Origin of the sequence: Nocardia sp. JW2 (assembly GCF_051843015.1) — a bacterium.
GTDB lineage: Bacteria > Actinomycetota > Actinomycetes > Mycobacteriales > Mycobacteriaceae > Nocardia > Nocardia coubleae.
On record NZ_JBPXLK010000010.1, the window covers coordinates 182,896 to 209,156 of the forward strand.

The window sequence follows — 26,261 nt, forward strand, 5'->3', positions numbered from 1 at the left end:
GTCTTGGTGTTCATCGAACGTCTATACATTGACCAAACTTATCTGAAGGATAGAATCGTAGCTATAGATGCGCAGATAAGTACATTTACGCAGGACGGCGCTGACGACGCGAGAACGGCTAGTCTCCTGCCTGACCTGTTGCTTAATCGTCTCCTTCACCTTCTTGCACTTGAGGAGCCTGATTGGTTTGCCGCCAAAAGTGCGGCAGCTGCCGTCCTCGATTCCTATGAAGCCTTGGTGGATCTGGTTGGCGCTACTCGGCGTGATGACTCGTTGGCAAGCAGCTCCCTCTTTCGCGTTTATGATGGTGAGTGGTCATCGGGCAGTTCAACTTTCCAGGCATCTCTCACACCCGTAGACTTCTTTAATGCATTCTGGATCGCTGTAATTCTTGGTGACGCGAGGCGGCTTGATCTGCTAGCCGCAGTGCCCATAGCTGATTTCACCTCGCCGGGTGTGCAAGCGGATAGATTCCAGTACTGCTGGATTGAAGCGCTCCAGTGCTTGCAACGACAAGACGAGAAGTGGGTGCGGAAATTTGGTGACGCGATATATTTTTCCGATCCGGCGCGTGTGGAAGTAGCATCAGCTGACTCTGTTCACTACTTGCTATATCCGCCAATAAAGTTGTTTCATGCGCTGATGACGGGCACTGAGACCACCTTCAACGCTGAGCTCGAAGACGCGCTTGTCCGGCACCAGTACTATTGGGTTCATGCAAGTGAACGCCCGTGGGCTTCGGAAGGGTGGGTCTCGCTACCTTTGACAGCTATCGCATGTATGGCGCTTAGTAAAGGATACAGAGTCGAGGCTAAATCCGCGTATCTTCCGTTGGCGCTGGGTCTGCGGATGGGATAGATGCAGGCTGGACCGTACTCGAAATCTGATGCGCTTAAGTGGCAGATGATTTGGAGGTGGTTGCCGTCTATGAATTGTTCCGTGCTGTGCCGTAGATTGAAGTTCCCGCCCGATCGCCGGGAGCTTCTGGTGATACAGGCTCGGAGTATGATTTACTAAGGATTCAACAATGAATGAAAGAATTCTGTTTCCTGACATCGAACAAACTTTGGTCGATTATCTTGCAGGGCAACTCGCCGCAGTCTCCGACACCGCAACGGTAGTCGTGAGGGTGCCCGACCCCCGCCCCGGTCGCATGGTCCGAGTGACCAGAAACGACCGAAAGGCCCGAGTCGACGTCGAAGATCGGGAGGGCCGCCGTAGCGCCCACCTGATCCTCGACCGTCCTCGCGTCGTTCTCGAATGCACCGACGACGCAGGCGGAGCGGCAACCCTTGCCGCCCTTGTGCGTTCGATCCTGAGTGCAGTTGCCCCCGGCTACCTGGGCACCGTGTGGTGCGACCAGGTAGAGGACGCCGGCATGGAGAACGACACCGATCCGGCGACCGCCGCTCCGCGGTACACATTGGTCGCCGACCTGATTGTGCGAGGCACCGTCCTCGCCTGACTCCGATCAGGAGTCGAACTGAAGTACCAATCCCGAGGGCCTGCGCAACAATCCCAAGGGAGTAAACACAATGGCTCTGCCTTCCAGCAACTACATCGGCGCCGGTACCCCGAACCTGGCCGTTTCCGGCGGTGTCCTGGTGGCGCCGCTCAACACCACCCTGCCGACCACCGCGGCCGGCACCATCGCTCCCGCCTTCAAGGCGCTGGGCTACGTTTCCGAGGACGGCATCGAGTCGCTCGGTGAGCGCAAGGTGGAGACGGTCAAGGACTGGAACGCCGACATCATTGCCCAGCTGCAGACCGAGCACTCGGTCCGCTTCGGCCTCACTCTGTACGCGGTGTGGGACCAGGACGTGCTCGGCGAGATCTTCGGTGAGAACAACGTGACCGCCACCGCGGCCACCACCACCTCCGGCAAGCTGATCAACGTCAAGGAAACCGGCATGGTGCTGCCGCGTCGCTCGTGGATCTTCGATATGAAGACCGAGGACAAGAAGCTGCGCATCGTGCTGCCGAACGCCAAGATCTCCTCGATCACCGAGAAGAAGTTCGTGTCCAACGAGCTGGCCGGTTTCACCATCAACGTCGAGGCCTTCAAGGACGACTCCGGCGTCAAGGCCTACCGCTACCTGGATGACGGCATCAAGACTGCCTGATCCCCTCTAGACCCCCAACGGCGGCGGGTCAATACACCTATGCGCAGGCCCGCCCGCCGCCGCTGGGCCCCTTCTTCAAACACCTGTCGAAACTCTGCAACAACGAAAGGGTCTGCTACCCATGACTTCTCCTGCTGCCCCCATCAAGATTGCTCAGCCGAGCACTGTGAAGGACGACTTCACCTACGTCGTCGACGGCGCCGAGATCGTGCTGCCGTCGCTTTCCTACCTGAAGCCGGGCCTCGTGCGCCGGATCCGCCGGCTCGGTGACGTCGACGCGATGTACACCCTGCTCGAGTTGAGCTTGACTCCGGAAGCGCTCGTGGTGCTCGATGAGATGGATCCCGATGCGTACCACCAGCTGCTCGAAGCCTGGCGCGCGCACTCGGGGCTGAGCCTGGGGGAATCCTAAGCCTCGATGCTCTTCTCGAAGAGCACAGCGAGGCAATCGAATACGACCTGATCGCGCTCGGCTTGCGGCTGCGGATGCTCGGTACGGACGTCCTCGGGTGGGCTGATCTGCGGGCCATCGTGAAGCACCTGCCGATCGAGTCCGCACTGCTGCGGACGATGTATCCGGAATCGAGCCGATGGCAAGTCGCCGAACACCTGCTGGCCGACGTGTCCGACAGCCTTCGGTGGCTGGTATGGGCGCGCACCGACGATGGCAGGCGCGGACGCAACCGCCCGGAGCCGATTCAGCGGCCCGGTGTGAAGTCGGATCGTGAACGTCTCGGCACGGCAACACAACTCGAGCAGATGAACGAGTTCCTCGGCTGGACCGAGTAGGTGGCCGCAGCGCCGGAGCGGTCGAACGCAGAAAGTGGATACCAATTGTGAAGAAGAAACGCCCAACGGCGATGACATTGCCGGACGTTCTTGCGATGACCACGAGCGGCCAACCGGCTCCGGGAAAGCGGATCACTCTGCCGAGCGGAGCCGTCTGGGAAGGCGGCTCCGGCTCGGGAACTGCGACGATCACCCTGGCCGACGAAGATCCGATCACCCTTGATTCGGATGGCCGAATCCCACCGAACGCCCTGATCAGTTCCGGTCTGTTCGGGGTTCTAGACAGCGTCCTCTCCGACGTTCTCGGCACTCAGCCGGGCGCTATCGCCGAACGGGTCGCGGGGCAGGCGATGGACCTGCTCCGCCCCGGCGGTGACGATGCCGAGACCAAGACGCGCCTGATCAAGTTCTCCTCCAAGACGACACTGCTGAATCCGGCGAAGGCCGAGTCGGGTGTCGACGATGTCGTAGAAGTGCCTGCCGGTTACGCCGGCGGTGGCACTGTGCGCGGAGCCGGCACCGGCACAAGCGACTCCATTCTCGCGCGGTTGTCGAACGGTGAATTCGTGGTCAATGCGGCCGCGACGTCCAATGCGCTGCCGCTGCTGGAAGCGATCAATGCCGGTTGGGTTCCGTCCGCCGGGTACCTGGCCGGGATGCTTCCGGGATTCGCCGACGGCGGTCTTGTCGGCAGCTCTCCTATGGGAGATCCGGAGCGGTGGCGTGAACTTCTCGGCACCGGTCTGATCGCCGATGTTCTCGGCGGTATCGGTGGTGCCGCACTGGATGCCGCGAGCACGGCCGGCGCCGCCTTCGGTGGCGTCCTCGCTCCGGTTTTCGGTTCGAGCGGCGCCTACAGCCGCAAAACTGTCGACCCATTGAAAACAGATGTGAGCCCGCAGACTTCGGTAGTTCCGAAGAGCGGGCCGCCGCTGTCTGCCCGGCTGCAGGTCGAACCCCAGGGCATGGTGAACGTCGCGCCGACTCTCGCCGAGTCGTCCACGAACACCGGCACCGGGTCTGTCTCTCCATTGGCCGCGTTGTCGGAGTCGCTGACCGCTGGGATCATGTCTTCGGCAACCGAGGCAGGTGGCCGCGTGGGCTTGGCTCTCGGCGAGGCCATCGCGCCTGCTCTCGGACCTGCGGGGCATCTTGCGCCGGTGATCGGCGAATCCCTCGGCCAGGCTATCGGGTCGCGATTCGGGGGCGGCTTCAGTGCCGCTATGTCACTGAAGACCGAAGTCGGTCCGACGGGAACGCCGACCTTCACCGACGGAGGGGCGGGAGGGGCGGTTGCTCCCGGGGGTGCTTCGCCCGCCGGAGCCACTACCTGGGACGGTGCGGGCGGCGGTATGACCACCGGTGGTGGCGGCGGGGACGTCGTCAGGACCGAGGTCGGAACCAGCGGCGGCGGAAGCAGCAGCGTGATGGTCGGCGGCGACGGGTCCAACGGCGGTGGCGCTTGGGTGTGGTATCCGGGCACCGCTGCAACCGAGCCAGGTCCGGCGACCACGCCGCGCACGCCGGCACTCAACGGTAAGACCCTGGCCGACGAGAAGTATTGGACCACCTATCGAGGTGCCGACGACATCGACCGAGGCGCCGTCGTCGGCAGCGCGATGGCGAACAAGTTGACCGAATCGTTGGGTCTCGGAAGCATCCCGGCCGCCAGCGATTTCGGCGCCGATCTGGGCGCCCTCGCGGGTGCGCTGAATATCCCTGAGATCACGTCCGCGTTCGGCGTCGACAGTTCGCTGTTGACCCAACTCGGGATCGATCCCGAAGGGTCGTACTTCGTTCCCGGTGAACAGCAGAAGCAGTTCGACATGAGTGAGGCAGACAACCTCACCGCTGGCATTCAGGGATTCCTCTCCGGCGCATCTTCAGGTGGCTTGGTCAAGGGAATCACGGGCGCGGCAAAGGGAGTCGCGGAGACGGCTGCCGGGCAGCTCGGCAGCTTCATCGGCGCGGGTATCGGCACCGCGATCGCTGGGCCCGCGGGCGCCGCGGTCGGCGGGGTGCTCGGCTCACTCGTCGGTTCGGTCGGGGCGGGTAAGGCGGTCGATCTGATCGCCAAGCCTGTCGAGTGGGTGGCCAGCACCGCCAAGGAACTCGTCGGCACCGGTTTCGGACTCACCGACCTGGCCGAAGGCGTCGGCGGCCACACCGCCCGCGGCGACATCTACAACTTCAACGGTATGGACCCCAAGAGCGTCGCGATCTCCATCGCCCGCGTCCAGCGCCGTCTTACGTTCGTGCAGCAGCGCGGAGGAGGGATCGGGCGATGACTCACCAATTGCTCAACAGCCAAGACACCAAGATCGTGGTGTGGGATGTCAACGGGCGGGTCTGGCACCTGGCCGGCCCGAACGCGGGGCGCGAAGGCGTAAGACTTTCCGCGCAAACCGGATTCATGTTCGCACCGGTCCAATTGCTCACGACTGAAGGCGCCCGTCAGGACGGTGCCACCTTCGCCCGCTCGGTGCGCTGGAAGAAGGAATGGGACTTTCTCGCGATCATCTCGACCGCAGTAGGCGCTCGCGAATCGAATCCCGTCCGCGAATTCCTCGCGGTCCACGATGCCTGGTTCCGCGGTTGGTCGACCGACAAGCCGGTCACCGTCGGCTACTTCACGAGGCACCAGGGCTGGCGCTTCCAGCAGTTCCAGCTCGATGGCGCCCCCGAACCTTCCGGCGACATCGATCCGGCACGCAATGGCTTTGCCATGTACAAGATTTCGGCGACGGCGATGGATCCGCTCGAGCGGCACTTCGACGAGACCGCGGTGTGGACCAACGCGTCCGGCCTGGGCGAGGGCATCCTGCGAATTCGCAACGCCGCTGATCAGCCGGCGTGGCCGCGGTACACGATGAACGGCCCAGGTCGTTGGTCGATTCTGGACCCAGTGGGTGGTGATCAGCCACGGCTGGTGCAGACCCCCCGATTGGCCGAAGGACAGACCTTGCGAATCGACACCCACCCCCGGCACCGCACCGCGCGGCTGTACGCAGCGGGCAACTCGGTTGGTGTGAATGTGTGGGGGCAGCTGGCGGGCCGTCGCTGGCTTGCCTCGCTGGACCCGTGGACCAGCACGGACATCGTGGTGAAGGTCGAGGACGGGAACACCGAGTCGAGCGTTATCGGTGCGGTGACGCCGAGGTCTTCGCGACCGTTTTGATCATCGCCGACAACTGAACATCTCGAACCAGAGAGCCCAACCCCGCACCGGGGTTGGGCTCTCTCATTTTCCAATGGAGGTTCGCCGTGGTGATGCAGGCGGCACGTGTGGCGTATGACCCGTCAGGGTTCCAGGAGTGGTTGGGGTCATTGACTCCGGCGGGTGCGCCTTCTTCGTCCGAGGTCGAGCGGCGACCGCGCGTGCACAACGTGTCCGCGTCGACTGCCGGTTCGGCGGCGCGGGCTTATGAGCGGGTGCTGAACGGGCAAGCGCTCGACTCGATCGCACGCGAGCAAGTCCTCTCGGCCACCCCGATCAACGGTCCGACGACGACACCGCAGGTGCCGACCACTCCTCAACGACCGCCCAAACAGGAAACACCCCCGCCGCCAACAGAGGCCGCATCGCCCGGCACTGTGCCGGCACCCCCGCCACCGCCTCCCGCAGTGGCTGACCCGGGCGATGGCGATATCAAACATTTGATCGACCCACCGCCTGAGCCAACCCCTGCAGCACCGCCCCAGCCCGCCAAAGCGGCCCCCAGCGTGCCGACCCAGCCTGGAATAACAGCCCCACCTCCGAAGAGTGACCCTCTCCTCGAGGCGCAAGGCCCGAACCAGGATGCGCTGCCCATGCCACCCACTGCCGGGCGCGAGGTAGGACAACCTTGGGATCAGGTTCTTCCGAATGGACAGACGGTTACGTTCACGATCCCCGAAGGGAACGGCAAGAACACCGTCGACGCAGTCGTCAGGGACAAGGACGGAAACGTCGTGTCGACCGCACGCATCGTTTCCATCGAAGGCACAGCGAAATACATTCGCTGGCAGAACGATGCGAATGGCGATGCGTCCTATTTCGAATCAGGTGGACCCAACCAACTCGGGTACGGCCAGCACTTTGCGGCCGGGACTTCTACCTCAGGGCTTCCGAGTCATGTGTTCGAGACCTCTCCGGACACCACCAGGACGCGAACCCTGTCGATCGGTCCGGATGGACGAGTGGTTGGCGTCGATATTGGTGCCCGGAACGAGCAAGGACTCTACGACAATGCTCACATCGACAACTTCGGCATTGCCACGCTGTCATCTACAAGATTCAGCCCCGACGGTCAACTCGATTCCAAATTTACGGGACTGATATTCCCGAACCAAACCGGATGGATGGAAGACGATCAAGGCAACCGGTGGGAGGGGCAACCCGACAAGGATGGGAATCAGACTTGGGTCAGGGTGAAGAACGGCCATACATATCGAATGAATCATCTCGGCGTGATCACCGATTTTTCGCTGGACAAAGATGGCCGACCGCGCCTGGACACGATCTTTCCTGATGGCACTCTGACTTCGCAGTCGGGTCGAACAACCGTTCATTTCGATGCACACGGTAAAGAGGTCTGGAGAAATGAAATTCCAGCGCCCGTGCAACCTTGGGACGTGCGTGCATGGAATGCAACGAAGCGCGGACTATCCGGCCTCGGATCTGTTATTTCCGATACCGCCGGCGCCCCATTTCATATGATGCAGGACGGCGTCAGAGGAATGTCGTCGGTCCGGGTCGACCAATACGGAACATTTCATGTGACCTACGACGCCCCGAACAGGTTCGCAAACGCGGGAACGGCAGTGTTCAGCCTGGCCAAGGGCGCCGCCATGTTCTACCTCGCCGTTCCGAAATACGCGGCATTGAAAGGCTACGATGCGCTACGCGGATCAGGCTTCGTTCGTGGATCCACCGCCTACCAGCCGCCCGACCGTGAAGACGAGTTGGTCAAAGACCTCACCGGAATTCCGCTCAAACAATGGAAAGACGACACGGTCGGTTCGACTTTTGAATTCGGTGCAACGACAGCTGCCGGCCTGATTCTCTTCAGAAGCGTTGGTATCCGACCGCGTACGAGGCTCGGAGCTACTGGGTTGCGGGAATTCTCCTCAGGGTTCCGAAAACACGCAACTGGATACGTCAGCGCCCACTCGAAGTCGGCAATTGCGATGGCGAGTGGGTTCGCACTCAGGGTAGCTAGATTCGGCCGTGAACAGGTCGAAGGCGTTCAACACTGGCGCCACCGGCCGGGCGAAACTCTAGAAATCTTCGGCGAGGCCCTTACAACGTTCATGCGAGGTCTCGTGCCTCAGGTTGTTCCTTCACATGGGACGCATTCGCATGGCGACATCAGAGTTGGAGGTGACCGATTTGCCCAGGCGCTCGCCTCGGCACGTAATCAGCGTCTTCTGCCGAAATCTCCCGGCAAACCAATCGTTCTCCCAAACTGGCCGCGCAGGAAAATGGCCACTGATGCTGAGGGAAACTCAATCGCCGTTCGCAGGCGAACGCTGGAGGACGGCACCGTTATCGAACTCCGGATCGATCGGCCGCGAACCGACCCCGTATACACAAGTGGGTATACGGATGGGCTACCGGTCCCTAAAAAGAACTCGGACGGCTCCTGGACAATCTCATTGCGCCTTGAGAGCGGTTGGAACAAGGCAGACTTCGATGCGAAGGCACAGTATCTCGGAACGCTCGGTGCGAGTGGGCAGCTTCAGAAGATGTCGGGGCAAGGCGACCCAAGGGGATCGGTAGTTCGAACATGGCGAAATATGAAGCTGAAAGAGATATTCTACAGTTCTCGAAGCCAATCGGAGCTGGATGCGCGAGTCGCTGAGTTGGACAATCAGCAGATAGACCATGCGCACGACTTGCAATTGGGTGGCAAGGATGCGCTGAATAATATGTGGGCGCTGGATTCGGTTACGAACCACGGCATGGGTGGGCAGATAAACTCCCAGCTTTTGCAGGTACCGGAACAGGGAGCTATCATCAGAGTTCAAGTGGTCGGCTGACCATGGATCGCGATACCGGGAGCGTGTAACCTTGTCACATCTTCGTGATTTGACGCGTAAGATCAACTTCTTGCGTAGCAACGACTCGGAAAACGAATTCGAAGAGCGATGCGAAGGGCAGTACTCGGAATTCGAAGACGGTGCCGAGCTTATTCTTTATCCCGGTAGAGACCGCGTTCCTGATGTTCCGGATGCGGTTGCCGGATTGTATGCGCTGTCTCATGCTCCGGTGATCGGTGACATCACCTTCTATCCACCGGCGTCGTTTGCGAGTATCGAACCTTCAGGCGATATCCGTGGGGTCGACGGTGAATCGATCGTAAAAATTGGACACGCGGGAGAATTTTCGCTTTTGCTCGGATGGCGATCGGGTGCAATTCATGTATTTGATCCGATCTACTTCAATCATGGTGCGCTAACTGCTGTGGCCCTTGTGTGTGGTTCGTTGTACGAATTCGTCAATGATGTGGCACTCGGTCCCCGCTATCGTGAATTGTTCGGCCACGTGGGCCCGCAATCAGATCCGTGGTGGGAGACGAGCTCGTGGTATTCTTATCTGCAAGAGTTGGGCTGGACTTAACTTAAAGGTGGTACGTTTCAATGCCTGAGAACGCGGACTACGCCAAAGCCTGGGGGGCCGGTAACTCTACTGTTTTCGACCGCGCAAGTTGGATGGCCGAGCTTCCAGCTCCCTCGACGGCGTATCCCTCTGCTGATACATTGCCCATGGAGATGTCGGTTGTATTCCAGTTCGGTGCCGGTAGCACCGGGCTCGAGCCATACGACCGGTTCAATATAGACCTCGGAGGTGGGGAGAAGATTGAGCTGATACTCCTTGGTTCTGTTCCGGGTTCAGATGGATCGATGATATTTGGTTTCGATATTTCAGTCGGCCGTGTGGTTCTACTTGGACTCAACCGGGGAACGTTGGAATTGGTGAATTCTAGTCTTGCCGCGTTTGTGGAGTTCCTGTATCAGTTCGCGCTGTTTATCGATGCTGACCGCGGTCTGCCCGGTCGCGAGGAACGTGCGCGGAGGCTGAGGGAAAAGCTGGCAGCCTATGATCCCGGTGCATTTGTCGATCCTGACAGCTGGTGGAATGTTGTGCTCAGCAGCTTGGCTGCATGAGTCCGACGTTGTAGCAACTCAAGCCGATTGGTAGGCGCGAGTAGGAAGATCAGCTGAGAAAGAGTGAACCTCAACTCGAACGAGTTGGGGTTTTTTTATGCCCAAAATCAAGGAAAGGTGGTGGAGGATGGGTGTTTGGGACCCGCACGCGGAATCGCGGCGGATGGATGAGATGTTTCGGGTCGAGCAGGAAGATGCTCGGGATCAAGAGGTTCTGGTCCGGTACTGGGACAAGGACATGCAGGAGGTGGGGGAGGAGCGGAGCTACCTGTCGTTGCAGGTGAGTTTTCCGCGGAACGCCGCCGGCGGGTTGAAGATGATCTGTCCGCGCGACATGGTGCACTTCGACCACCTGTTCGGCAATCATGCCGACACCACTTTGCCGATCACCGTGAACACCAGGGGTTTTCGGTGGGACGGGTACATCACCAAGGCCTCGGTGGTCCGAGATGAGAACGGTGTCGAGACGGTGGACATCGAGGCGATTCATGCCTGGAACCATGTCTCGACCATCTGCTGCTGGGCGAGTCCATTCGCGCCGGTGCTGGCCCAGTTCCCCCGCCACCACATCCTGTTCGGCCCGGTGCGAACCCTGGTCACGACGTACCTGATGATGAATCTGATGCGGCTGCAGGGAAATACGACTTTTCCTATCGCGGTCGTACCTGTCGATCCCCGCACCGACACCAGTCGGTGGAGCGCGGCCTCGGCGCGATTCGACATGGCCGACAAGCTGTTCCAGCCGATGCTCGAGGATTCGGGTGTCATGCTGACGGCCCGGTTCTTCCTGCCGGGCGAGGACGAACAGCCGGCACCAGAGTGGTTCTTCCTCGACAAACCGACTGTTGTCCTCGAGACCGTCGACAAGTCGGGCGTGACCGGCCCGACCGGCTCGTTGCTCGACGGCATCATCTCGTGGTTCGAGGAATTCGCCGACGACGGCACCACGCCGATGCGGTACCCGAAGTTCGACTCGACCACGGAGTACGAGGCGGTCTACGGGACGCCGGGCAAGTTCGGCACCATGCGGAATCTGCCGTGGGTGTGGTACTTCGAAGGTGAATACTCCGGAATCGGTGCGTCCGAAGTTGCGCTGCACAAGCCGACTGCCACCGACATCATCGTTGGTGGCCGTTCGCCCGGCTGGGTCAACGCCGGCATCGAGATGGCGATCAAGGCGCTGCTGTCGCTGATCGGCATGGACTGGCTGTATCGCGGCCAGCTCGATGATGTGTTTTTGGCGTGGATGGTCTACCGCGACATGGAGCGGGTGAGCAAGGCCGGTCCGTATGCCTTCCGCGAGGTGTACATCACCGGCAGCGACAAGGCGTTCACGCTCGACGGCTTCGTCGCCGCGCGACAGGGACTGCATCTGTCCAGGGGCTACACCAGCCACAAGGTGACGATTCAGGACAACGCGCCCTACTTGATCGGACGCGATTTCGGACTCGGTGACCAGATCGGTTTCGCCATGGGCCAGAAGATCTTCACCGACTTCGTCACCGAACTCACCTTCACCGACGACCGGGAAACAGCCGCTACGTGGCAGATCACCGTGGGTGACGGCTCCGACGAAGAGGACTCGGTCGTCAAGGCCTGGCAGCGCCTCGGTCGAGTCGCGTCCGCCATCAAGGATCTGTCCACCGACGTCGGTGCCGACCTGGACCTGCTCATCATCTGACATCCCTCACCCAGAGGAGGAAACAACTATGGCGGACATCAGTTTTCCCGCCCATATCACCGCCGAACGATCTCCTGATATCGACGGGCTCCCGATCCTCGAAGCTCATGTTCAGGTCCCCGACGATGTGTACGGCCTGCCGCTACCTGCGGGCCCGGCCGGTCCGGAGGGTCCGCGTGGTAAGCCACGCAGCACCTTTCGAAAGATGGGGACCATCGCAGATGCCGCCGCGCGTCCGACCGGACTGGGTCCGGAAGACCGCGGAAAGTGGTGGCATCGGCTGGACGACAACGGTATGGATGTGTGGACCGAAGCGGGCTGGCGGCATTCGGTGGACGCAGTCGGTCCAACCGGTATGCCCGCTCCGGCGAATACCATTACCGTGGTCGAAACACTCCACCGCGAGGAACTGGTTGTTCCCGCAGTCGAGTTCATCGGGAACGGTGCCGACCAGGAGTTGCGTGTTACCGCAGCCGCAGGATTTCCGGGTGAGGTAGGTCCGCCAGGGGAGTCCGGGCCGATTACCGGTTCTCCGGACTACGAGACGACCAGCGGTCCGAGCCACGGCGGTGTGTTCGCTTATGACCGGGCAACCCGCCGCTTCCGCTCCGCAGCCGCACCGTTGGGTACCGGTCCGTGGGGCTGGTATCAGGACGACTTTCTGGCCGAGACGATCGATGCGGTCAGCAGGATCGACGTAGGCACCTTTGTCATTCCGGCGCAGCCCTTCGCTTGGCGCCCGAGGGTCTACGGCCAGGCATACGTCTACTCGGTCTACAACGGCGCTCAATCGGCGGACTTCACTGTCCGGCTGAGCAACTCGCAGGGCGCGTTGGTCGCGAGCACAGCGGCGGGAAGCGGTGGCTGGATGTATCTGCCTGCTTCTCCGTGTTATCGCGACGGCACGACCACCCGTTCGTTGTCTCCGTCGTCGGACTACGCCACCGTGCCTGCTGGTCAGCCGGTCACCCTCGTTGCTGCGGTGGAACGTATGGGAACCGGCACCGGCAATATCGGATTCTCGCCGAATCGCTGTTCGCTAGTCGTCTACGCAGAACCCACAGAGTGAGTGGAAATGACAACTGTAGGAGAATATTTCGATTCCGCTGTGATCCGTGGAATCGACGAAGGTATCGGGCAGCCCGGTGTCGTCCAAGCGATGCAGGGTAGCCCCCGCGAAGGCGCGCTGGAGTTGATGACAGGCGTGCCAGGCCCGAGCGGGCCGGCTGGTGAAGCGGCTCGATCGTTCCGCTGGGAAGGCGATATCGCTGATCAGGCCGCGCTGACCGCCCTGGCCACCAAACTCGGGACTGCTCAGGCAGGCAAGGCTTGGCGGGTGTTGTCCACGGGTGCTCTCGCGTATTGGAACGGCACCGGTTTCGACAGCTTCGCCGATGCTTTCGGGGCGTCCGGACCTGATGGAGAACCTTGCTCGGTTTCCATCGGCTCTGTCACCACCGGTCCGGCGAACTCCGGCCTGGAGGTGACGGTCGCGGGTACGCCGCCGAATCTGATCCTTCACATTGTGGTGCCGAGAGGCATGCAAGGAAAGAAGGGGCCGCAGGGCGGTCCCGGCCCTGTTCGTCAAGCGCCGGACTACCTGGATGGCGAGCATCCTAACGGTGCGGTCCCAATGTGGGATGCGGTTCTCGGTAAGTGGAAACCTGCGTCCTACCCAGGATTGCGTGGCCCGTGGTCGATCGTCAACGACCGTGCCTGGGACGGCGGCGCCGGATTCGCCCCATCACAGAGCGGAATCTCGGCGGCTACGAAAACTGTTGCCCAGCTCAATATTCCAGCACAGGACACCGCTTGGCGTCCGATGATCAGCGGCGGCGTTCTGGTTCGATCGGTCGAGAACAGCGACCAGTTCACGACCAGGATCGACGCGGAGGTTCGGATCGGATCGGCCACGGGGCAGCGCGTGGCAGTCGGTTCAGGCCACGTGACAGGCGCCACGACCCGTGCACGGCTGCAGCCCTTCTTCGGGGTGCGAAGTATGACCCCCGACAACCCGATCGGCGTTGTGCCCGCCGGGCAGGGCGTCGCCCTGTACGTGGTGCTGAGCCGCAATGCCGGCACCGCCAATTACGACTACACCATGGCCGGCTCGCAGATCGTGTGCATGGCCCGACCCGTGGGGGCAGTGTGAGCAACGGCGACAATACCTACGTCTACGACGAAGACGTCATGATCACCATGCGTGGCGTCGCGGATTCGGTCGGACTGCCCTACACCGTCAACCCAGTCGAATTGGTTGACCGCGAGGTTCTGATCGAGCTGCGAGAAGGTCCTGTCGGTCCGGCCGGTCCCGAGGGTGCGGCTGCATGGCCGTGGCAATGGCAGGGCGATGTAGCCGACAGCGCAGTATTCGAGGCGATGGGTCTCGGCACCGAAGACGCTCGCAAGGCTTGGCGGGTGGTCGCGGAGAACGCGATCTACTACTGGACCGGAATGGAATTCATTGCGTTCGAAGATGCGTTCCGGGCCAGGGGCCGCCGCGGTCGCCCGAATGCCTTGTCCGGCAAAGCTGTTGCCGGAGCGGAAGGCTCGTCCGCCGCAGCGCAGATCATCGGCTCGGCTCCCGGTCAGCAGCTCGAGATCACCTTCCCGCGTGGTGCCAGGGGTGCACAAGGCGATCCGGGCGCGGCCGGCCGTATTCAGGACGCTGCCGACGTGCTGATCGACGATGACCGGCCGCTCAACCAGAATCACGTGCTCGCATGGGATGCGGGTGTACAGAAGTTTCGCCCGGCGCCTGCTCCGACACCCCAGGGCCCCTGGGTGATCGGGGAGAAGCAGTTCTTCAGCGGGAAGAATCTGAAGGAGCAGAAGAAGGTTCTTGCGACTATCACCATCCCGGCCCAGCCGATGGCGTGGCGGCCGGAAGTGGAAGGCGTGGTAGTTCTGCAATCCGCCTCGCCGACCCGCTGCGACGTCACCGTTCGTATCGGTTCGATGGATGGCGACGTCGTCGGCATGGGATGGGGACACTGGGTCACCCGTCTCGCCTATGTGCCGGTGTCACCGGGCTACGACTACCCGATCCACCCTGGCGCGACTTTCGGAGTCGTCCCCGCGAATCAGACGGTCACCCTCTACGTCGTCGTCGAACGTGTCGCCGGCGACGGCAGCTACACCGTCTACAGCAACTACTCCCACCTGCAGGTCCGCGCCGTGCCGATCACCGCGTGACCCATTTCTCTCGAAAGGCATTGATCCATGGCTGATCTGCCCCCGCTCGAATACGGAAAAGTTGTCGGGCGATTCCTCGCCAACGTCATCGACGGGCCCGACCTGGGCGACCTCCCCGAATTTCCGCCCCTGACCGGAACGATCATCTTCACCGCCGAAGCCCCCAAGGTGCTCGTCGCCGGTGCGCAGCCTGGTCCCGCGACCTATGTTCAGCTGCCCAAGCACTACGAATGCCAGCTCGACGAATTCGGCTACCTCACCTGGCGTGGCAAACGCGGGGTGCGCCTCGTCGCGCCCGGCCCGGCGACCAATCCTTCGGACTGGACGTGGCGCGTCTCGTTCGACCTCGCCTACGACGGTGAGCGAATTCCGCTGGAACCCTTCAGCTTCCACGTGCCGAAGTATGTTTCCGGGGCCGACCCGGAGAACCCGGACGTCGGCTCCACCGGTCTGGTGGACCTCACACTCGTCTCGCCGGTTCCTGCCTCGGCCGGCAACGCCGTGGTCATGGGTCCGCGCGGCGCGGGAATCCAGATCGACGGCCAGGTGAACACCTATGCTGAGCTGCCGACGACTCTCGCCGACGGCAGCCAGTTCGTTGTCAAAGCCGACGGTTTGCTCTACATCTACGACGAGGTGAGCGGTTGGACGCCGAACGGCCAGGGCGTCACCGTTCGCGGCCCGGCGGGCACCACGCAGTGGTCCGGGATCACGGGCAAGCCCGCCACGTTCCCGCCCACAATCGGTGATACCGCGACCACCGCAGTTGCCGGTGACGACCCGCGTCTGCACAACGCCCGCACGCCGACCGCGCACACCCACCACGTCGCAGACATCACCGGCCTCACCCCCATCTGCGACGCATTCCTCAGCGCCAACACCGAGGAAGAAGCGCGTGCCGTCATCGCCGCCGTCGGTACTGCCGATCCTCGCCTCTCGAACGCGCGGCCCCCGACGGCGGCCGGTCAGGCTTATGACATCGCCTTCAAATCCCACACCGGCGTCCGTGCCGCGGGCGCAGGCACCACCGTGCCGGAAGGGGTGCGAATCGAGCGGCCGATCACCGTCTCCAAGATCACCTACCGCGGCGAAACGGCGGGTACCGGCAACCTGGTTGTCGAGCTTCGCAAGAACGGGACGGCAGTCGCCGGCACGTCGGCGACGATCACCGCTGCGAATCATGCACTGGACACGACGGTCTCGGGTGCTTGGAATTTCGCCGTGGGCGATCGGCTCACCGTCTTCGTGACGACGGTCGACAGCCCGGCAGGCCGTGGCCTCCAGGCAAGTCTGCAGGGCGTGACGATCTGATGCCCGTATTGCAGATCGGTGGTCCGGTGATGACTTGGGAAGCGACGCCTGTTCAGGAGGAAACTCCTGAGGGCGAGACGCCGGAATGGGCGTCCGTCGAGGCTGGGTACCCGGGTACAGCGCGTGATGTCGAGGCAGACCCCCAGCCTGAGCCGGAACCTGAGCCGGAACCTCAACCCGAGCCTGAGCCGGAACCTCAGCCTGAGCCTGCCCCTGGTTCCGGGACGACGGCGGAAGCTGCGCCGCCGACCGAGTCGGCCGCACACCCGCTCTCGTCGAGTGAGGTGAGTACCTGATGCCGCACATTTTCGTCGGTGGGGATGTGTTCAGTCCTGCCGCGATGACCAAGAACGGCAATTCTGCGATGGGTTCGTACAACCAGTGGACGACCGTGCCTGCCTGGAGCCCCGATCTTGTCGGCTTTCCGGGCTCCGTCGTCTCCGGTGACGCTCTGTTGGTGCAGAGCACAGCCGGCTCGGCCCAGTTGTCGGCAGCCATCGTCGTGGCGGGTGCGGGGACGACCGCCAGCTTCCAGGCGCGGTTGTTGGTCAACAACACTGTTGTCGCCACGGGCACGGCAGTATCAGGTACGGGCGGCACCCTTCTGGTCAGCGCGTCGATCCCCCTGAAGGCCGGCGACTTGGTGACTGTCGAAACACATCACACCGTTCAACTCGCCGCTTGGCAAGCGACGATCAGTGGCGGTGCAAGCACTTTCGTGCGAATTGTCTGAACACCGTTGAACCGGATCTGAAGCCGGGAACGGGTTCGCACGGTCGTCGCAACACTCCTGACCGAGAGTCGCGACGACCGTGCTACCCACCCGGCTGACAACGTCGACTACTCCTCTCCATCCGAAGCCCGGGCCTCTTGGCCCGGGCCCCTTTTTTGTGTGCGGGGATGGTGAGCCCTCCCGTTGCGGCACCGACGGGGTTTGTGCTCGCTCCCTGTGGAGAACCGAGGTAGTTGGTACGCGTAAGAGGTTGCACCCCAATCGTTTTCGTACCAACATTCGTTACGCAGATGGAGTGTGACAACGATCATGGCTTAATTCTCTGTTCGCTGGGTATTAGCAGGGGTTCTGCACATGTTCGTGCGGGCGGTCGATGATCGGAGCGCTGGTGCACAGATCGAGGCGCGTTGTCGCTCGCCGACTGGTCAGCTGTTATTCGGATGTGGTCTGGCGATTCGGCTGGCTCGGGGGTGGCCTATCGATGCATCGATATGAAAAGCCCGCGGATGGGCTGCGACGGTGGTTACCAACCGGCGAACGGGCGCGGCTTATCTCCAGTTACTTCCGGTTCAGCCATGTCGTGGCGTCGTGTTAGAAACAGTGCACCGGCAGCGTGGCCGGGAAATTACTTATCCAACAAGGGGTTTCACTAGATGAGGCAGTTCCGCAAGGTCGCGTCCGGGATGGTCGACGCGGCCGGTCAGGTGACGTGGGGCTCGGGTGTGGCAACCACACGAGACGGCACCATCTCGCCCGTCGGCGCCCACGGCTCCTGAGGTTGAACTGAACGGCGGCACACCACACGGTGCGCGGCCTTCGTGCCGTCGCGTAGGTCCGGCAGATCCCGAGCGGGTGAAATGACCTTCCAAATTCTCGACTTGGTTCCCACCTCAATTGATTTCCAGCCCGAGATCAGTTCACAGGCACACCAGGTTATGGCTCGAAAGTTCTACTACGGGGGAACAAACAATGGCCGACAAGCATGCTGTGCGGTGGGCTTGGTCAGAGTTGGCCGAAGCCGCGACCGCACGATTGGGTAGGCATGCCTGGGAGACCGAATATCGGCTCCGACTCGTAATTTCCGACTCGCTGGTAATTTTCAGCGCTGTGCTGATGGCACGGTTCGCGCGTTTCGGTGGGGTCAGCGATACGAATCAGCCCGAATGGGTGCAAACTCTCGGTGGTTATACGGTGGTGGCGCTTTTGCTCGCCACGGCGTGGGTGGGTGCGCTCGTGTGGGGCGATGCCTGGTCCGCCAGATTGATCGGACACGGCTGGGCGGAATACGAACGGCTGGCGTTGATCGCCTTCCGGTTGTTCGGCGGTATCGCGATTCTGTCCCTGCTGCTGCGGATCGATTTCGCCCGCGGGTTTCTCGGTGTCGCGCTACCGGTGGGACTGGTCGGCCTGATGATCAACCGCAGGGTGTGGCGGGCGATCGCCGCGCGCGAGCGCAGCGTCGGCCGGTATCTCACGAATGTGCTGGTGGTGGGCGACCCGCGCTCGGCACGGGACATGATGCAAGCGTTCGGGCGGGATCCCCAGGCCGGCTACCGCATCGTCGGCATGTATCTGCCTGGCAACCAGGAGAATTCGGGTGAATACGGTGACCTGGGCGTACCGGTGTTCCTGGGGCGGTCACCGATCGGTGAGGTGATCACCGACTGCGGCGCGGATACGGTGGCCGTCGCCGCGGTCGAGCAGCTGGGATCGCAGGGAATCCGGGAACTGGCGTGGGAGCTGCTGCCCTTGGGGGTGCAGCTGGTGATCATGCCCGGCATCGCCGATGTGGCCGATCAGCGTACGCAGTTGCGCCCCATCGGCAACCTGCCGCTGGTGCACATCGACCAGCCGAACTTCGACCAGGCCACCACCTTCGGCAAGATCGCCTTCGACTGGATCTTCGCCGCGTTGTGCCTGCTCATCGTCGCGCCGGTCATGCTCGGCATCGCGCTGGCGATCAAATGCGACGGCGGTCCGGTGTTCTACCGCGCCGAGCGAATCGGTCTGCACGGCAAGCCGTTCAAGATGATCAAGTTCCGGACCATGGTCACCGGCGCGGATCGGATGAAAGTCGAGCTGGCCGCGGAGAATGAAGGTGCTGGGCCGCTGTTCAAGATGCGTGACGACCCACGGATCACCCGGGTCGGGCGGTTCCTGCGCCGCTACAGCCTGGACGAGCTGCCGCAGTTCCTGAATGTGCTGCGCTGCGAGATGAGTGTGGTCGGCCCTCGGCCACCACTGGCCGAAGAGGTCGAGCGCTACGACGTGGGACTGCAGCGCAAGCTGCTGGTACGGCCGGGTGTCACCGGCTTGTGGCAGGTCAGCGGCCGTTCGGACCTGCCATGGGCCGAGGCGGTTCGCTTGGACATGTACTACGTCGAGAACTGGTCGATGGTGGCCGATCTCATCATCATCGCCAGGACGATCTCCGCCGTCAGCGCGGCCGACGGGGCCTACTGAGACTCGTCGCTGCTGGGCCGTCGGGCCGAATCGTAGACGGGCAGTCGGGTTGTCACCGGGTCGAACGCGGGCCCGGCTGCACTGGTCGATCCGAAGACCGGAAGCTTTGTGGTCGGAGAATCGAAAAGTGAAGCGCCGCCGGTCAGTTGGAACCCACCGGCGAGCTGGTACTCGAAGAACCGTGGAATCGGTTGCGTGAGTTCGGGATCGACACCGGGCGGGAGAGCCGCGACCGGAACTGCGCCGGTATCCGACGGTGAGTCCCGTGCAATGAGCCCGCGCTTCGCCCACACCATGAGCGTTACCGCGGTGGCGCAGGCAGAGATCGCCATGCCGAGTGCGACAGCGAGCGCCGAGCCGACCAGCAGGGCGGTGCCGAGGCACACCGAAATGGCGATGCCGGTCTGAATGACGCGAGCGCGCAGCAGTTGCCCCGACGCACGGTGGTAACGAAAGAGGTTGTGCACCACAGCGACCCAGATCAGGGCGGCGTACTCGATGCCGATCAGGGGCAGGACCTGCGCGGCAGGCACCCAGCTCTCGCCGAGAACGAGAGCGCCGAGTGAGTGCGGAACGAACGGTGCCACCGCACCGATGGCGATCGCTGCCAGGGAAACCGGCAGGGCGACCTTGCGCAGTCCACGCCACAGCTGTGGAGTTGTGAGCTGTGCCCGTCCGGCTTCGGGCAGGATGATCAGGTTGAGCGCGGTGGCAAGGATGGCGAACGGGCCGAGAATGGTGACCGCGCCGCGCAGCGCGGCCGCGGCGTCCGGGCCGACCATCGTTGCCGAGAGCACCACCACCAGGATCACGCTGAGCTGATCGATGCTGCTTTCCAGGCCGAAGTTCAGCCTGGTCGGGCGTTCCTTGCGTGACCACCAGGCCAGGCCCCGCCACGTCGGGAGCACCCGCAGCCACACCAGCAGGACCAGCAACGCCGCTCCGGCCGACGCGGCCCAGGTGAAGACCACGGCTTCCACCGGGAGCAGAGTCCGATCGAACAGCGCGGCGGCGAGCAGCGCCGTCGAGGCCAGTGCCCATACCAGGTCCGACCAGAACGCCGCCTCTGTCCGGCCGAGGGCGATGGCCGAGAAGCGCAGCGAATCCTGGGTCAGCAGGAACGGGATCGCGATCGCGAACCCGAATCCGATGGCAGGGTTCGGCAGCAGTAGCGAGCCCGCAGCCATGATCAGGCCCATGACCAGGCCGAACAGCAGGGCAGCTCCCGCCGAGGTTCGGGTATGCCGCAGGACATAGCTGGTATGTCTGCCTGCCAGCAGCAGGACCGGGGTGCCGATGGCGGCGCGGGTGATGGCGAGGGTGGCGGTGGTGACGGCGAACAGCACACCGGCCATCCCGAAGTCGGCCACACTGCCGGTGCGGGCCACGGCGAACACGATCAGGGCATTGCTCACACTCGACAGGATCTGGTCGGCGGTGCCCGCCAACATCCGTAAGGCCGGGCGTTTCACGCGGACGCCTCGACGTCAGAGTGTGTCGAACGGGACGACATCGGTGTGGATGCTGGTGCGGTCGAACCATTCGCCCTGGATCGGCTTGATGAACCGAGCGGGCGAGCCGCCCCAAAGTCCCTGTTCGAGCACAGTATCCGGCTTCTGCCTGGCCATGGTCGATCCGGCTGCGAGCACCGAGCGGTCGGGCAGCGACGTGCCGCGCAGCATGAGGCAGCCGGTGGCGACGAGCGCACGATCGCCGATACGCACCTGCCCAACCGTCGTTTCGTTCGTCACCACGTCGAGTTCGTGCGTTTGCAGGGTGGACCGCTGCCCGGCGATCGCGCTCCACTCGCCGATCTCGATCGTGCCGGAGCAGTCGAGGTAGTGGCGAGAGGTGATGAAGGTGGCCTCGCCCACGATCAGCCGACCCGCGCGGTCGCTGTAGCCCTGATAGCCCGGATGCGCGCTGACCCAGTTCCAGGACCCGATCATCACGTCGCGACCGAGCCGGACCTCGTTCATGCCCCGGAAGACGTTGCCTGCGCCGACGGTCACCCCGTCGGCGATCACGAACCGGCGGCAGTTCAGCACCAGCGCCGGGCCGAATCGGACATCGCTGCCGATGTGGTGGCCGAACCGCCGCAGGAGTGCATTCTTCGCGCTGCCTGCGGGAAGCAGCCACAGCACCGCCTGTGCGAGAACGGAAGGTTTAGGCACGGGTAATACCCCCACAATTGCGATCGAACATTTTCCGGCAACCCGTTTCCCCAGGAATCCCGTCGCCCGAGCCTACCTCGCGATGACGGGTCGCCGTGAATGTCGGATTCATTGTGAAATAATCGATTTGAGGGTCCGCAGACTGACTTCGATTCGGCCGCAGTCGTTTTGGCGGCAATTCACGCTTCGGCTACGCTCGCTGCTGAGTTGAGTTTTTGTCAGTGGCGGGAGAGCAGTAGACATGTCGCCGAGTACGGCATGGCCCGCCTATGACTTCAAGAATGGTTTCCGGGGCGGAGTGGTTACTGCCCGAACTGATTGGTGGTCCGGGCTAGGAGCTGTGTGGACCGCGGTCGCGATGATCGTGATCGTGCCCGCTTTGCTGATCCGGGTAACGCCGGCGCCACGCGAATCGGTCTGGGTGTGGGCGTTGTCGGTGACAACGGCCGCCGGACTGCGTTATGCCCTGCTCATCGCGTCCGGGCGGCGGCGCCTGGTCGAGATGTCGTTCTGGGTGTTCACCTACGTGTTCCTGGGTTTGGCACCGCTGGTTCAGATGCGGACCGAGCAGGTACCCGAAACCACCAAGGGCGCCGACCCGACGCTCAATGCCACGGCGATGACGATCGTCGCAGTCGGGATCGCCGCCTTCCTCGCCGGTCTGGTCGTGGTGGGACGGCGCGATACCGCGGACGCGGCCGCGCCCGTCGCACGCGAAGTCGATCGGCGCCGGGCATTGCTACTCGGCGGTGCCGGACTGCTGAGTGCCACCTATTACATTGCCGCAGTAGGGCTTCCGACGCTGTTCTCCAGCCGGGACGACCTGGTGCAGGCGGTCGCGGCACGCTGGCAGGAACCGATCGCCGCGGTGATGGTCGCCGGCGCGCAGATGCCGGTACTGGTGGCCTTCGTCGCCCTGGTCAAGGTCTACCAGCGCGCACCGGACAGGTTCGTGCTCGGTGTCCTGATCCTCGACGGCATCGTCCTCGCCGTGGTGCTCAACCCGATCGCGAACGCGCGCTATACCGCGGGCACGGCAGCGCTTGCCGTGGCCGCACTGTTCGGGTTGTTCGCGACGCCCACGCGATTTCGGCTGGTAGCGGTGTCGGCCGTGGCTGCCCTCGTGGTGCTGTTCCCGATGCTCGACCTGTTCCGGTACAGCGCGAGCGGTGAGCTGAAGACCGCAGGCCCACTCGACTCGCTGGTTTCCCCCGACTACGACTCGTTCGCCCAGATCAACAACACCGCGCTGTACGTGCAGCGTGAGGGCTCGACCTACGGGCAGCAGGCCGCGGGCGTCGTGCTGTTCTGGGTACCGCGAAAGTTGTGGGCGGACAAGCCGACCGACACCGGGATCCTGCTGGCCGACTTCCGCGGGTACACGTTCAAGAATCTCTCCGCCCCGCTGTGGGGTGAGCTCTACATCAACGGCACCTGGCCCGCGCTGGTTCTCGGGATGGGGGCGCTGGGTGCGCTGGCCCGGCGTGCCGACGCGCGTATCGACGCGACGCTGCGGCGCACCCGCTCACCCGGCGTGCTGGCCTGCATCCTGCCCTTCTACCTGATCATCCTGCTGCGCGGCTCGCTACTGCAGGCGATGTCGAGCCTGCTGGTCATCCTCGTGTGCAGCGTGTTCGTCCTCGACTGGCGGAAGGAGCGCGCGGATGCGTTCGTCGGCTAGCCGGATGGTTCTCGGTCTTGCCATCGCTGCCGTGGTGGCCGGCGGGTTCCTCCTCGAACGGCACATGTCGGTGCCGGTCGGTGTGGTCGCCGCGCCGACACTGCAACCCTCGGCACCGGGTGTGCAGCAACGGCTTTCGGCGTTGTTCGTCGGCGACAGCTTCACCGCCGGTGCGGGCGTCGGCGGCGGTACGAACAGCTATGCCTGCATCCTGGCGCGCACTCAGGGCTGGGCTTGCAACGTCGACGCGTTCGGCGCGACCGGCTATCTCAACGACGGCGCGAAGTTCTATCCGGCTCCGCCGCCGGGGCGGCTGGTCGACAGGCTGCCTGCCGATGCCCGGATCTTCACCGTCGACGTGGTCTTCCTCGATGCCGGTCGTAACGACCTGGGTTACGAGCCGAGATCCGTGCTCGAAGCGTTGACCGATGCCTTGTCCGAGGTCGGGCGGTTGTGGCCGACCGCGCAGGTGGTGGTGATCATGCCCGCCTACATGTCGGCGACACCGTACGCGAACTACCCGACACTGCGGGCAGGCTTCGCCGATGCCTGCGAGGCCGCTGACGCCACCCTGTTGGACCCGGTGGCCGAGGGGTGGTACTCCGGCGCCGACACCGACATCGCGGCGATGCAGATCGAGGACAAAGTGCACCCGAACCCGCTCGGCCATCAGTTCCTGGCGGGCCGAGTCGCGAAGTCGCTGGTTCGCAACGGTCTCGGCGAGATCGTCACCGCCCGGGAGCCCGCATGAATCCGTCGTTCTTCACGCTGTTGCGAATGCGGTGGCAGCTGGTGACCACGTTGTTGCTGCTGGCCATCCTGATGGGCGTCGGCGTGACGTTGCAGACCACACCTCGGTTCGTCTCCACCGCTCGCATCTTCCTGGCGACGCCGAGCTGGAACGGCGCTACACGCAACAGTGCCGAAGCCAGCCCGTTTCGAGGTGACGACTTCGCGCGTTCACGGGCGCGCAGCTATGTGCGCATGGCCGGTGATGTCGATCTGGCTCGCCGGGTCGTTACGAAGCTGGGCGCGGACCGGTCCCCCGAAGCGCTGGCCGGGGCGGTCACCGCGCATCTGATCCCCGACACGGTGCTGATCGATGTGTCGGTGGCCGATGTGTCGGCGCCGGAAGCGCAACGACTCGCCGATGGTGTCGCCGCCGAGCTGGCCGCGCAGATCCTGGCGCTGGAAACCCCGAGCGGGTCGCGGATTCCCACGGTGGAGCCGGTGATCACGCAGACCGCAGACCTACCGGAGCATCCGTCCGAACCCGATGTGTGGAACAACCTGGCGCTCGCGGCAGGCCTGGGGCTGCTGGCCGGGGTCACCGGCGCAGTGCTCGTTCCGCAACGGCCGGGAAGTGCGCGAAGCGACCGCGGCCCGGGAAAAACGGTGAGAGAGAGGTCGTTTCGGTGACGCTTCTACGATGGTGGCCCAGCGTGGCCGGGGTGGTGCTCGGGTGCACGGCCGCAGTTGGGCTGCTGGTTTCCAGCCCAACGGTCTTCACCGCGACGACGACGCTGTTCATCGGATCGCCGGTGAGTGCCGACTCGGCGGGTGCGTACGCCGGAGACCTGTTCGGCCAGCAGCGCGCGGTCAGTTACGCGCACCTGTTCACCAGCGATGATCTCGCGACCAAGGTGATCGACGACCTGTCGCTGGAGCTGACGCCCGCCGAACTCATCGCCCAGGTGTCGGCCCGGCAGCTGCCCAAGACTGTGCTGCTCGAGGTGAACGCGACCGATCCTGCGGCGCAGCGTGCCGCCGATATCGCGAACGCGTACGCGGCCAACTTCGCCGCCTACGTCGCCAGGCTCGAGACGCCGGCGGTGGGCAATCAGTCGGTGGCCAAGATCAGCGTGGTTCGCACCGCTACCGCACCCGTGGCCCCGTCGAGTCCTGGTGCGCCGATGTACCTCGGCGGTGGGCTGGTGCTCGGCGCGATGCTGGGTGGACTCGCGCAATGGGCGCTGAGCAGACACGCTCGTCGGGCAGCCCCGGCGACCGACATGCCCGAGCCCGCACCCCGACGGACCGAACCGCCGCGCGAGGCAGGCACCGGTAGCCATCGAGCAGCGCCCGCTGTGCGCCGGACCGAACCCCGCAACTTTCACATCGACGCCGAGGGACCGGAGTTCGCTACCCAGCAGCTACCGCGAGCCGGAGGGCGCACTCATGGCTGACTCCGTCCGGCGGCACGTGCTTGCGGCGTCGCTCGGTCGCCGCGTTCGATCGACGGTGATCGCGTTCTGCTCGGCTGGGGCCGTCGTTGGCTTGCTGGTGGCATGCACCGCCGCCCCGACAGCCCCGGCAAATCCGCTCGGAGACCAGGGGCCTGACGCCAAACTCGTTTTCGCCCACTACTTTCCGCCCTACCCCATCTCGATCGACAACCTGCCCGCCGAGCGCGACTACTACTCCGCGGAATACTTGAACCCCGGCGGCAGCGGCGGTGCCAATGCCGCCTACGGCGGTCTGCTGCGCGACCGGCCCGTGCCGCGCCCGGTGTCGGACCACGCGGACTGGCGCTCGGCTGATCTGGAAACCGAAGTCCGGCAGGCGATTGCGGCCGGCATCGACGGGTTCACGGTGAACCTGCTGACCTCGGCCGGTGACGGCGGCCTCTGGCATGCCGATGTACCCACCCGGTTGCTGCGGGCGGCGCATGCGGTGGACCCGAAGTTCAAGATCATGCTGATGCCCGACATGTCCGGGACGCCGGGCACCTGGAGCGTGGCCCAGCTGGCTGCCGAGCTCGCCGGCTGGGCGGCCGAGCCCGCCGCCTACCGGCTCTCGACGGGGCCGCTGGTGGTGTCGCCGTACATGGCCGAGAAACGCCCGGCCGCCTGGTGGTCGGAGCTCGTCGCGGTCATGTCGAGCGCGCACGGCATCGAGGTCGCGCTCGCACCGGTGTTCACCGTGTACGACACCTACGCCGCCGACTACGCCCCGATCAGCT

General features: G+C 63.6%; 25 protein-coding genes. 22 read left to right on the forward strand and 3 right to left on the reverse strand.

The window, feature by feature from the left end; translation table 11 throughout:
• The first annotated feature begins 6 nt into the window (after positions 1-6).
• The 18 genes from ACSVDM_RS16740 to ACSVDM_RS16825 all read left to right on the forward strand — a co-directional run bounded on the left by ACSVDM_RS16740 (position 7) and on the right by ACSVDM_RS16825 (position 19,444).
• Complete coding sequence (locus tag ACSVDM_RS16740; protein WP_439266116.1) at positions 7-858, forward strand: immunity 49 family protein; 852 nt, start codon at positions 7-9, stop codon at positions 856-858.
• 169 nt (positions 859-1,027) lie between these two features.
• Positions 1,028-1,465 (forward strand): hypothetical protein, encoded by a 438-nt coding sequence (locus ACSVDM_RS16745; protein WP_439266006.1) that lies wholly within the window; start codon positions 1,028-1,030, stop codon positions 1,463-1,465.
• Between the two features lie 70 nt (positions 1,466-1,535).
• Positions 1,536-2,123, forward strand: coding sequence for a hypothetical protein (locus ACSVDM_RS16750; protein ID WP_067643619.1), 588 nt, complete (start codon positions 1,536-1,538; stop codon positions 2,121-2,123).
• A gap of 121 nt (positions 2,124-2,244) precedes the next feature.
• Positions 2,245-2,535: a hypothetical protein gene (locus ACSVDM_RS16755; RefSeq protein ID WP_439266008.1), complete on the forward strand. Its 291-nt coding sequence runs from the start codon at positions 2,245-2,247 to the stop codon at positions 2,533-2,535.
• Positions 2,536-2,609: 74 nt separating this feature from the next.
• Positions 2,610-2,912: a DUF5361 domain-containing protein gene (locus ACSVDM_RS16760; RefSeq protein ID WP_067643627.1), complete on the forward strand. Its 303-nt coding sequence runs from the start codon at positions 2,610-2,612 to the stop codon at positions 2,910-2,912.
• Positions 2,913-3,007: 95 nt separating this feature from the next.
• The gene (locus ACSVDM_RS16765) at positions 3,008-5,200 is read left to right on the forward strand and encodes a hypothetical protein (protein WP_439266010.1); all 2,193 of its coding nucleotides are present in this window, start codon (positions 3,008-3,010) and stop codon (positions 5,198-5,200) included.
• Positions 5,197-6,090, forward strand: coding sequence for a phage tail protein (locus tag ACSVDM_RS16770; protein WP_439266012.1), 894 nt, complete (start codon positions 5,197-5,199; stop codon positions 6,088-6,090). Before ACSVDM_RS16765 ends, ACSVDM_RS16770 begins: the two co-directional genes overlap by 4 nt.
• Positions 6,091-6,176: 86 nt before the next feature.
• A complete protein-coding gene (locus ACSVDM_RS16775) occupies positions 6,177-8,933 on the forward strand; it encodes a hypothetical protein (protein WP_439266013.1) in 2,757 nt (918 codons plus the stop codon).
• A 70-nt stretch (positions 8,934-9,003) separates the two neighbouring features.
• Positions 9,004-9,513 (forward strand): hypothetical protein, encoded by a 510-nt coding sequence (locus ACSVDM_RS16780; RefSeq protein WP_439266015.1) that lies wholly within the window; start codon positions 9,004-9,006, stop codon positions 9,511-9,513.
• 20 nt (positions 9,514-9,533) lie between these two features.
• The gene (locus ACSVDM_RS16785; RefSeq protein ID WP_439266017.1) at positions 9,534-10,061 is read left to right on the forward strand and encodes an SUKH-4 family immunity protein; all 528 of its coding nucleotides are present in this window, start codon (positions 9,534-9,536) and stop codon (positions 10,059-10,061) included.
• Positions 10,062-10,224: 163 nt separating this feature from the next.
• Positions 10,225-11,742 (forward strand): phage tail protein, encoded by a 1,518-nt coding sequence (locus tag ACSVDM_RS16790; RefSeq protein ID WP_084457512.1) that lies wholly within the window; start codon positions 10,225-10,227, stop codon positions 11,740-11,742.
• A 28-nt stretch (positions 11,743-11,770) separates the two neighbouring features.
• The gene (locus tag ACSVDM_RS16795; protein ID WP_439266019.1) at positions 11,771-12,811 is read left to right on the forward strand and encodes a hypothetical protein; all 1,041 of its coding nucleotides are present in this window, start codon (positions 11,771-11,773) and stop codon (positions 12,809-12,811) included.
• A 6-nt stretch (positions 12,812-12,817) separates the two neighbouring features.
• Positions 12,818-13,894: a hypothetical protein gene (locus tag ACSVDM_RS16800; protein ID WP_439266020.1), complete on the forward strand. Its 1,077-nt coding sequence runs from the start codon at positions 12,818-12,820 to the stop codon at positions 13,892-13,894.
• The gene (locus ACSVDM_RS16805; RefSeq protein ID WP_439266022.1) at positions 13,891-14,937 is read left to right on the forward strand and encodes a hypothetical protein; all 1,047 of its coding nucleotides are present in this window, start codon (positions 13,891-13,893) and stop codon (positions 14,935-14,937) included. Before ACSVDM_RS16800 ends, ACSVDM_RS16805 begins: the two co-directional genes overlap by 4 nt.
• 27 nt (positions 14,938-14,964) lie before the next feature.
• Positions 14,965-16,248, forward strand: coding sequence for a hypothetical protein (locus ACSVDM_RS16810; protein ID WP_439266024.1), 1,284 nt, complete (start codon positions 14,965-14,967; stop codon positions 16,246-16,248).
• A gap of 295 nt (positions 16,249-16,543) precedes the next feature.
• The gene (locus ACSVDM_RS16815) at positions 16,544-16,981 is read left to right on the forward strand and encodes a hypothetical protein (RefSeq protein WP_439266026.1); all 438 of its coding nucleotides are present in this window, start codon (positions 16,544-16,546) and stop codon (positions 16,979-16,981) included.
• A 653-nt stretch (positions 16,982-17,634) separates the two neighbouring features.
• On the forward strand, positions 17,635-17,757 hold the full coding sequence (locus ACSVDM_RS16820; RefSeq protein ID WP_439266028.1) for a hypothetical protein: 123 nt from the start codon (positions 17,635-17,637) through the stop codon (positions 17,755-17,757).
• 337 nt (positions 17,758-18,094) lie between these two features.
• Positions 18,095-19,444, forward strand: coding sequence for a sugar transferase (locus tag ACSVDM_RS16825; protein ID WP_439266118.1), 1,350 nt, complete (start codon positions 18,095-18,097; stop codon positions 19,442-19,444).
• Here ACSVDM_RS16825 and ACSVDM_RS16830 read toward each other — a convergent pair.
• Together ACSVDM_RS16830 and ACSVDM_RS16835 are read right to left on the reverse strand one after the other, a co-directional pair.
• Positions 19,438-20,916 (reverse strand): hypothetical protein, encoded by a 1,479-nt coding sequence (locus tag ACSVDM_RS16830; RefSeq protein WP_439266030.1) that lies wholly within the window; start codon positions 20,914-20,916, stop codon positions 19,438-19,440. The genes ACSVDM_RS16825 and ACSVDM_RS16830 overlap by 7 nt on opposite strands.
• Before the next feature lie 15 nt (positions 20,917-20,931).
• On the reverse strand, positions 20,932-21,618 hold the full coding sequence (locus ACSVDM_RS16835) for an acyltransferase (protein ID WP_439266032.1): 687 nt from the start codon (positions 21,616-21,618) through the stop codon (positions 20,932-20,934).
• A 340-nt stretch (positions 21,619-21,958) separates the two neighbouring features.
• Between ACSVDM_RS16835 and ACSVDM_RS16840 the strand changes: the two genes are divergently transcribed.
• Genes ACSVDM_RS16840 through ACSVDM_RS16855 form a run of 4 tightly spaced genes read left to right on the forward strand, consistent with a single transcriptional unit; the run spans position 21,959 to position 25,485 of the window.
• On the forward strand, positions 21,959-23,299 hold the full coding sequence (locus ACSVDM_RS16840; RefSeq protein WP_439266034.1) for an oligosaccharide repeat unit polymerase: 1,341 nt from the start codon (positions 21,959-21,961) through the stop codon (positions 23,297-23,299).
• Positions 23,283-24,050: an SGNH/GDSL hydrolase family protein gene (locus tag ACSVDM_RS16845; RefSeq protein ID WP_439266036.1), complete on the forward strand. Its 768-nt coding sequence runs from the start codon at positions 23,283-23,285 to the stop codon at positions 24,048-24,050. Before ACSVDM_RS16840 ends, ACSVDM_RS16845 begins: the two co-directional genes overlap by 17 nt.
• Positions 24,047-24,718: a YveK family protein gene (locus ACSVDM_RS16850; RefSeq protein ID WP_067643673.1), complete on the forward strand. Its 672-nt coding sequence runs from the start codon at positions 24,047-24,049 to the stop codon at positions 24,716-24,718. Before ACSVDM_RS16845 ends, ACSVDM_RS16850 begins: the two co-directional genes overlap by 4 nt.
• Positions 24,715-25,485: a YveK family protein gene (locus ACSVDM_RS16855; RefSeq protein ID WP_439266038.1), complete on the forward strand. Its 771-nt coding sequence runs from the start codon at positions 24,715-24,717 to the stop codon at positions 25,483-25,485. The genes ACSVDM_RS16850 and ACSVDM_RS16855 overlap by 4 nt, the downstream gene beginning before the upstream one ends.
• Before the next feature lie 600 nt (positions 25,486-26,085).
• On the opposite strand, the gene ACSVDM_RS16860 is transcribed toward ACSVDM_RS16855, so the two are convergent.
• Positions 26,086-26,220 (reverse strand): hypothetical protein, encoded by a 135-nt coding sequence (locus ACSVDM_RS16860; RefSeq protein WP_281729518.1) that lies wholly within the window; start codon positions 26,218-26,220, stop codon positions 26,086-26,088.
• Positions 26,221-26,261 lie beyond the last annotated feature (41 nt).

Excerpts from the sequence above, each read along its gene's own strand:
- ACSVDM_RS16745 (WP_439266006.1), top strand. The coding sequence starts at position 1,028 with ATGAATGAAAGAATTCTGTTTCCTGACATCGAACAAACTTTGGTCGAT.
- ACSVDM_RS16750 (WP_067643619.1), top strand. The coding sequence starts at position 1,536 with ATGGCTCTGCCTTCCAGCAACTACATCGGCGCCGGTACCCCGAACCTG.
- ACSVDM_RS16755 (WP_439266008.1), top strand. The coding sequence starts at position 2,245 with ATGACTTCTCCTGCTGCCCCCATCAAGATTGCTCAGCCGAGCACTGTG.
- ACSVDM_RS16760 (WP_067643627.1), top strand. The coding sequence starts at position 2,610 with ATGCTCGGTACGGACGTCCTCGGGTGGGCTGATCTGCGGGCCATCGTG.
- ACSVDM_RS16765 (WP_439266010.1), top strand. The coding sequence starts at position 3,008 with ATGACCACGAGCGGCCAACCGGCTCCGGGAAAGCGGATCACTCTGCCG.
- ACSVDM_RS16770 (WP_439266012.1), top strand. The coding sequence starts at position 5,197 with ATGACTCACCAATTGCTCAACAGCCAAGACACCAAGATCGTGGTGTGG.
- ACSVDM_RS16785 (WP_439266017.1), top strand. The coding sequence starts at position 9,534 with ATGCCTGAGAACGCGGACTACGCCAAAGCCTGGGGGGCCGGTAACTCT.
- ACSVDM_RS16790 (WP_084457512.1), top strand. The coding sequence starts at position 10,225 with ATGGATGAGATGTTTCGGGTCGAGCAGGAAGATGCTCGGGATCAAGAG.
- ACSVDM_RS16795 (WP_439266019.1), top strand. The coding sequence starts at position 11,771 with ATGGCGGACATCAGTTTTCCCGCCCATATCACCGCCGAACGATCTCCT.
- ACSVDM_RS16800 (WP_439266020.1), top strand. The coding sequence starts at position 12,818 with ATGACAACTGTAGGAGAATATTTCGATTCCGCTGTGATCCGTGGAATC.
- ACSVDM_RS16810 (WP_439266024.1), top strand. The coding sequence starts at position 14,965 with ATGGCTGATCTGCCCCCGCTCGAATACGGAAAAGTTGTCGGGCGATTC.
- ACSVDM_RS16815 (WP_439266026.1), top strand. The coding sequence starts at position 16,544 with ATGCCGCACATTTTCGTCGGTGGGGATGTGTTCAGTCCTGCCGCGATG.
- ACSVDM_RS16820 (WP_439266028.1), top strand. The coding sequence starts at position 17,635 with ATGAGGCAGTTCCGCAAGGTCGCGTCCGGGATGGTCGACGCGGCCGGT.
- ACSVDM_RS16825 (WP_439266118.1), top strand. The coding sequence starts at position 18,095 with ATGGCACGGTTCGCGCGTTTCGGTGGGGTCAGCGATACGAATCAGCCC.
- ACSVDM_RS16845 (WP_439266036.1), top strand. The coding sequence starts at position 23,283 with ATGCGTTCGTCGGCTAGCCGGATGGTTCTCGGTCTTGCCATCGCTGCC.
- ACSVDM_RS16850 (WP_067643673.1), top strand. The coding sequence starts at position 24,047 with ATGAATCCGTCGTTCTTCACGCTGTTGCGAATGCGGTGGCAGCTGGTG.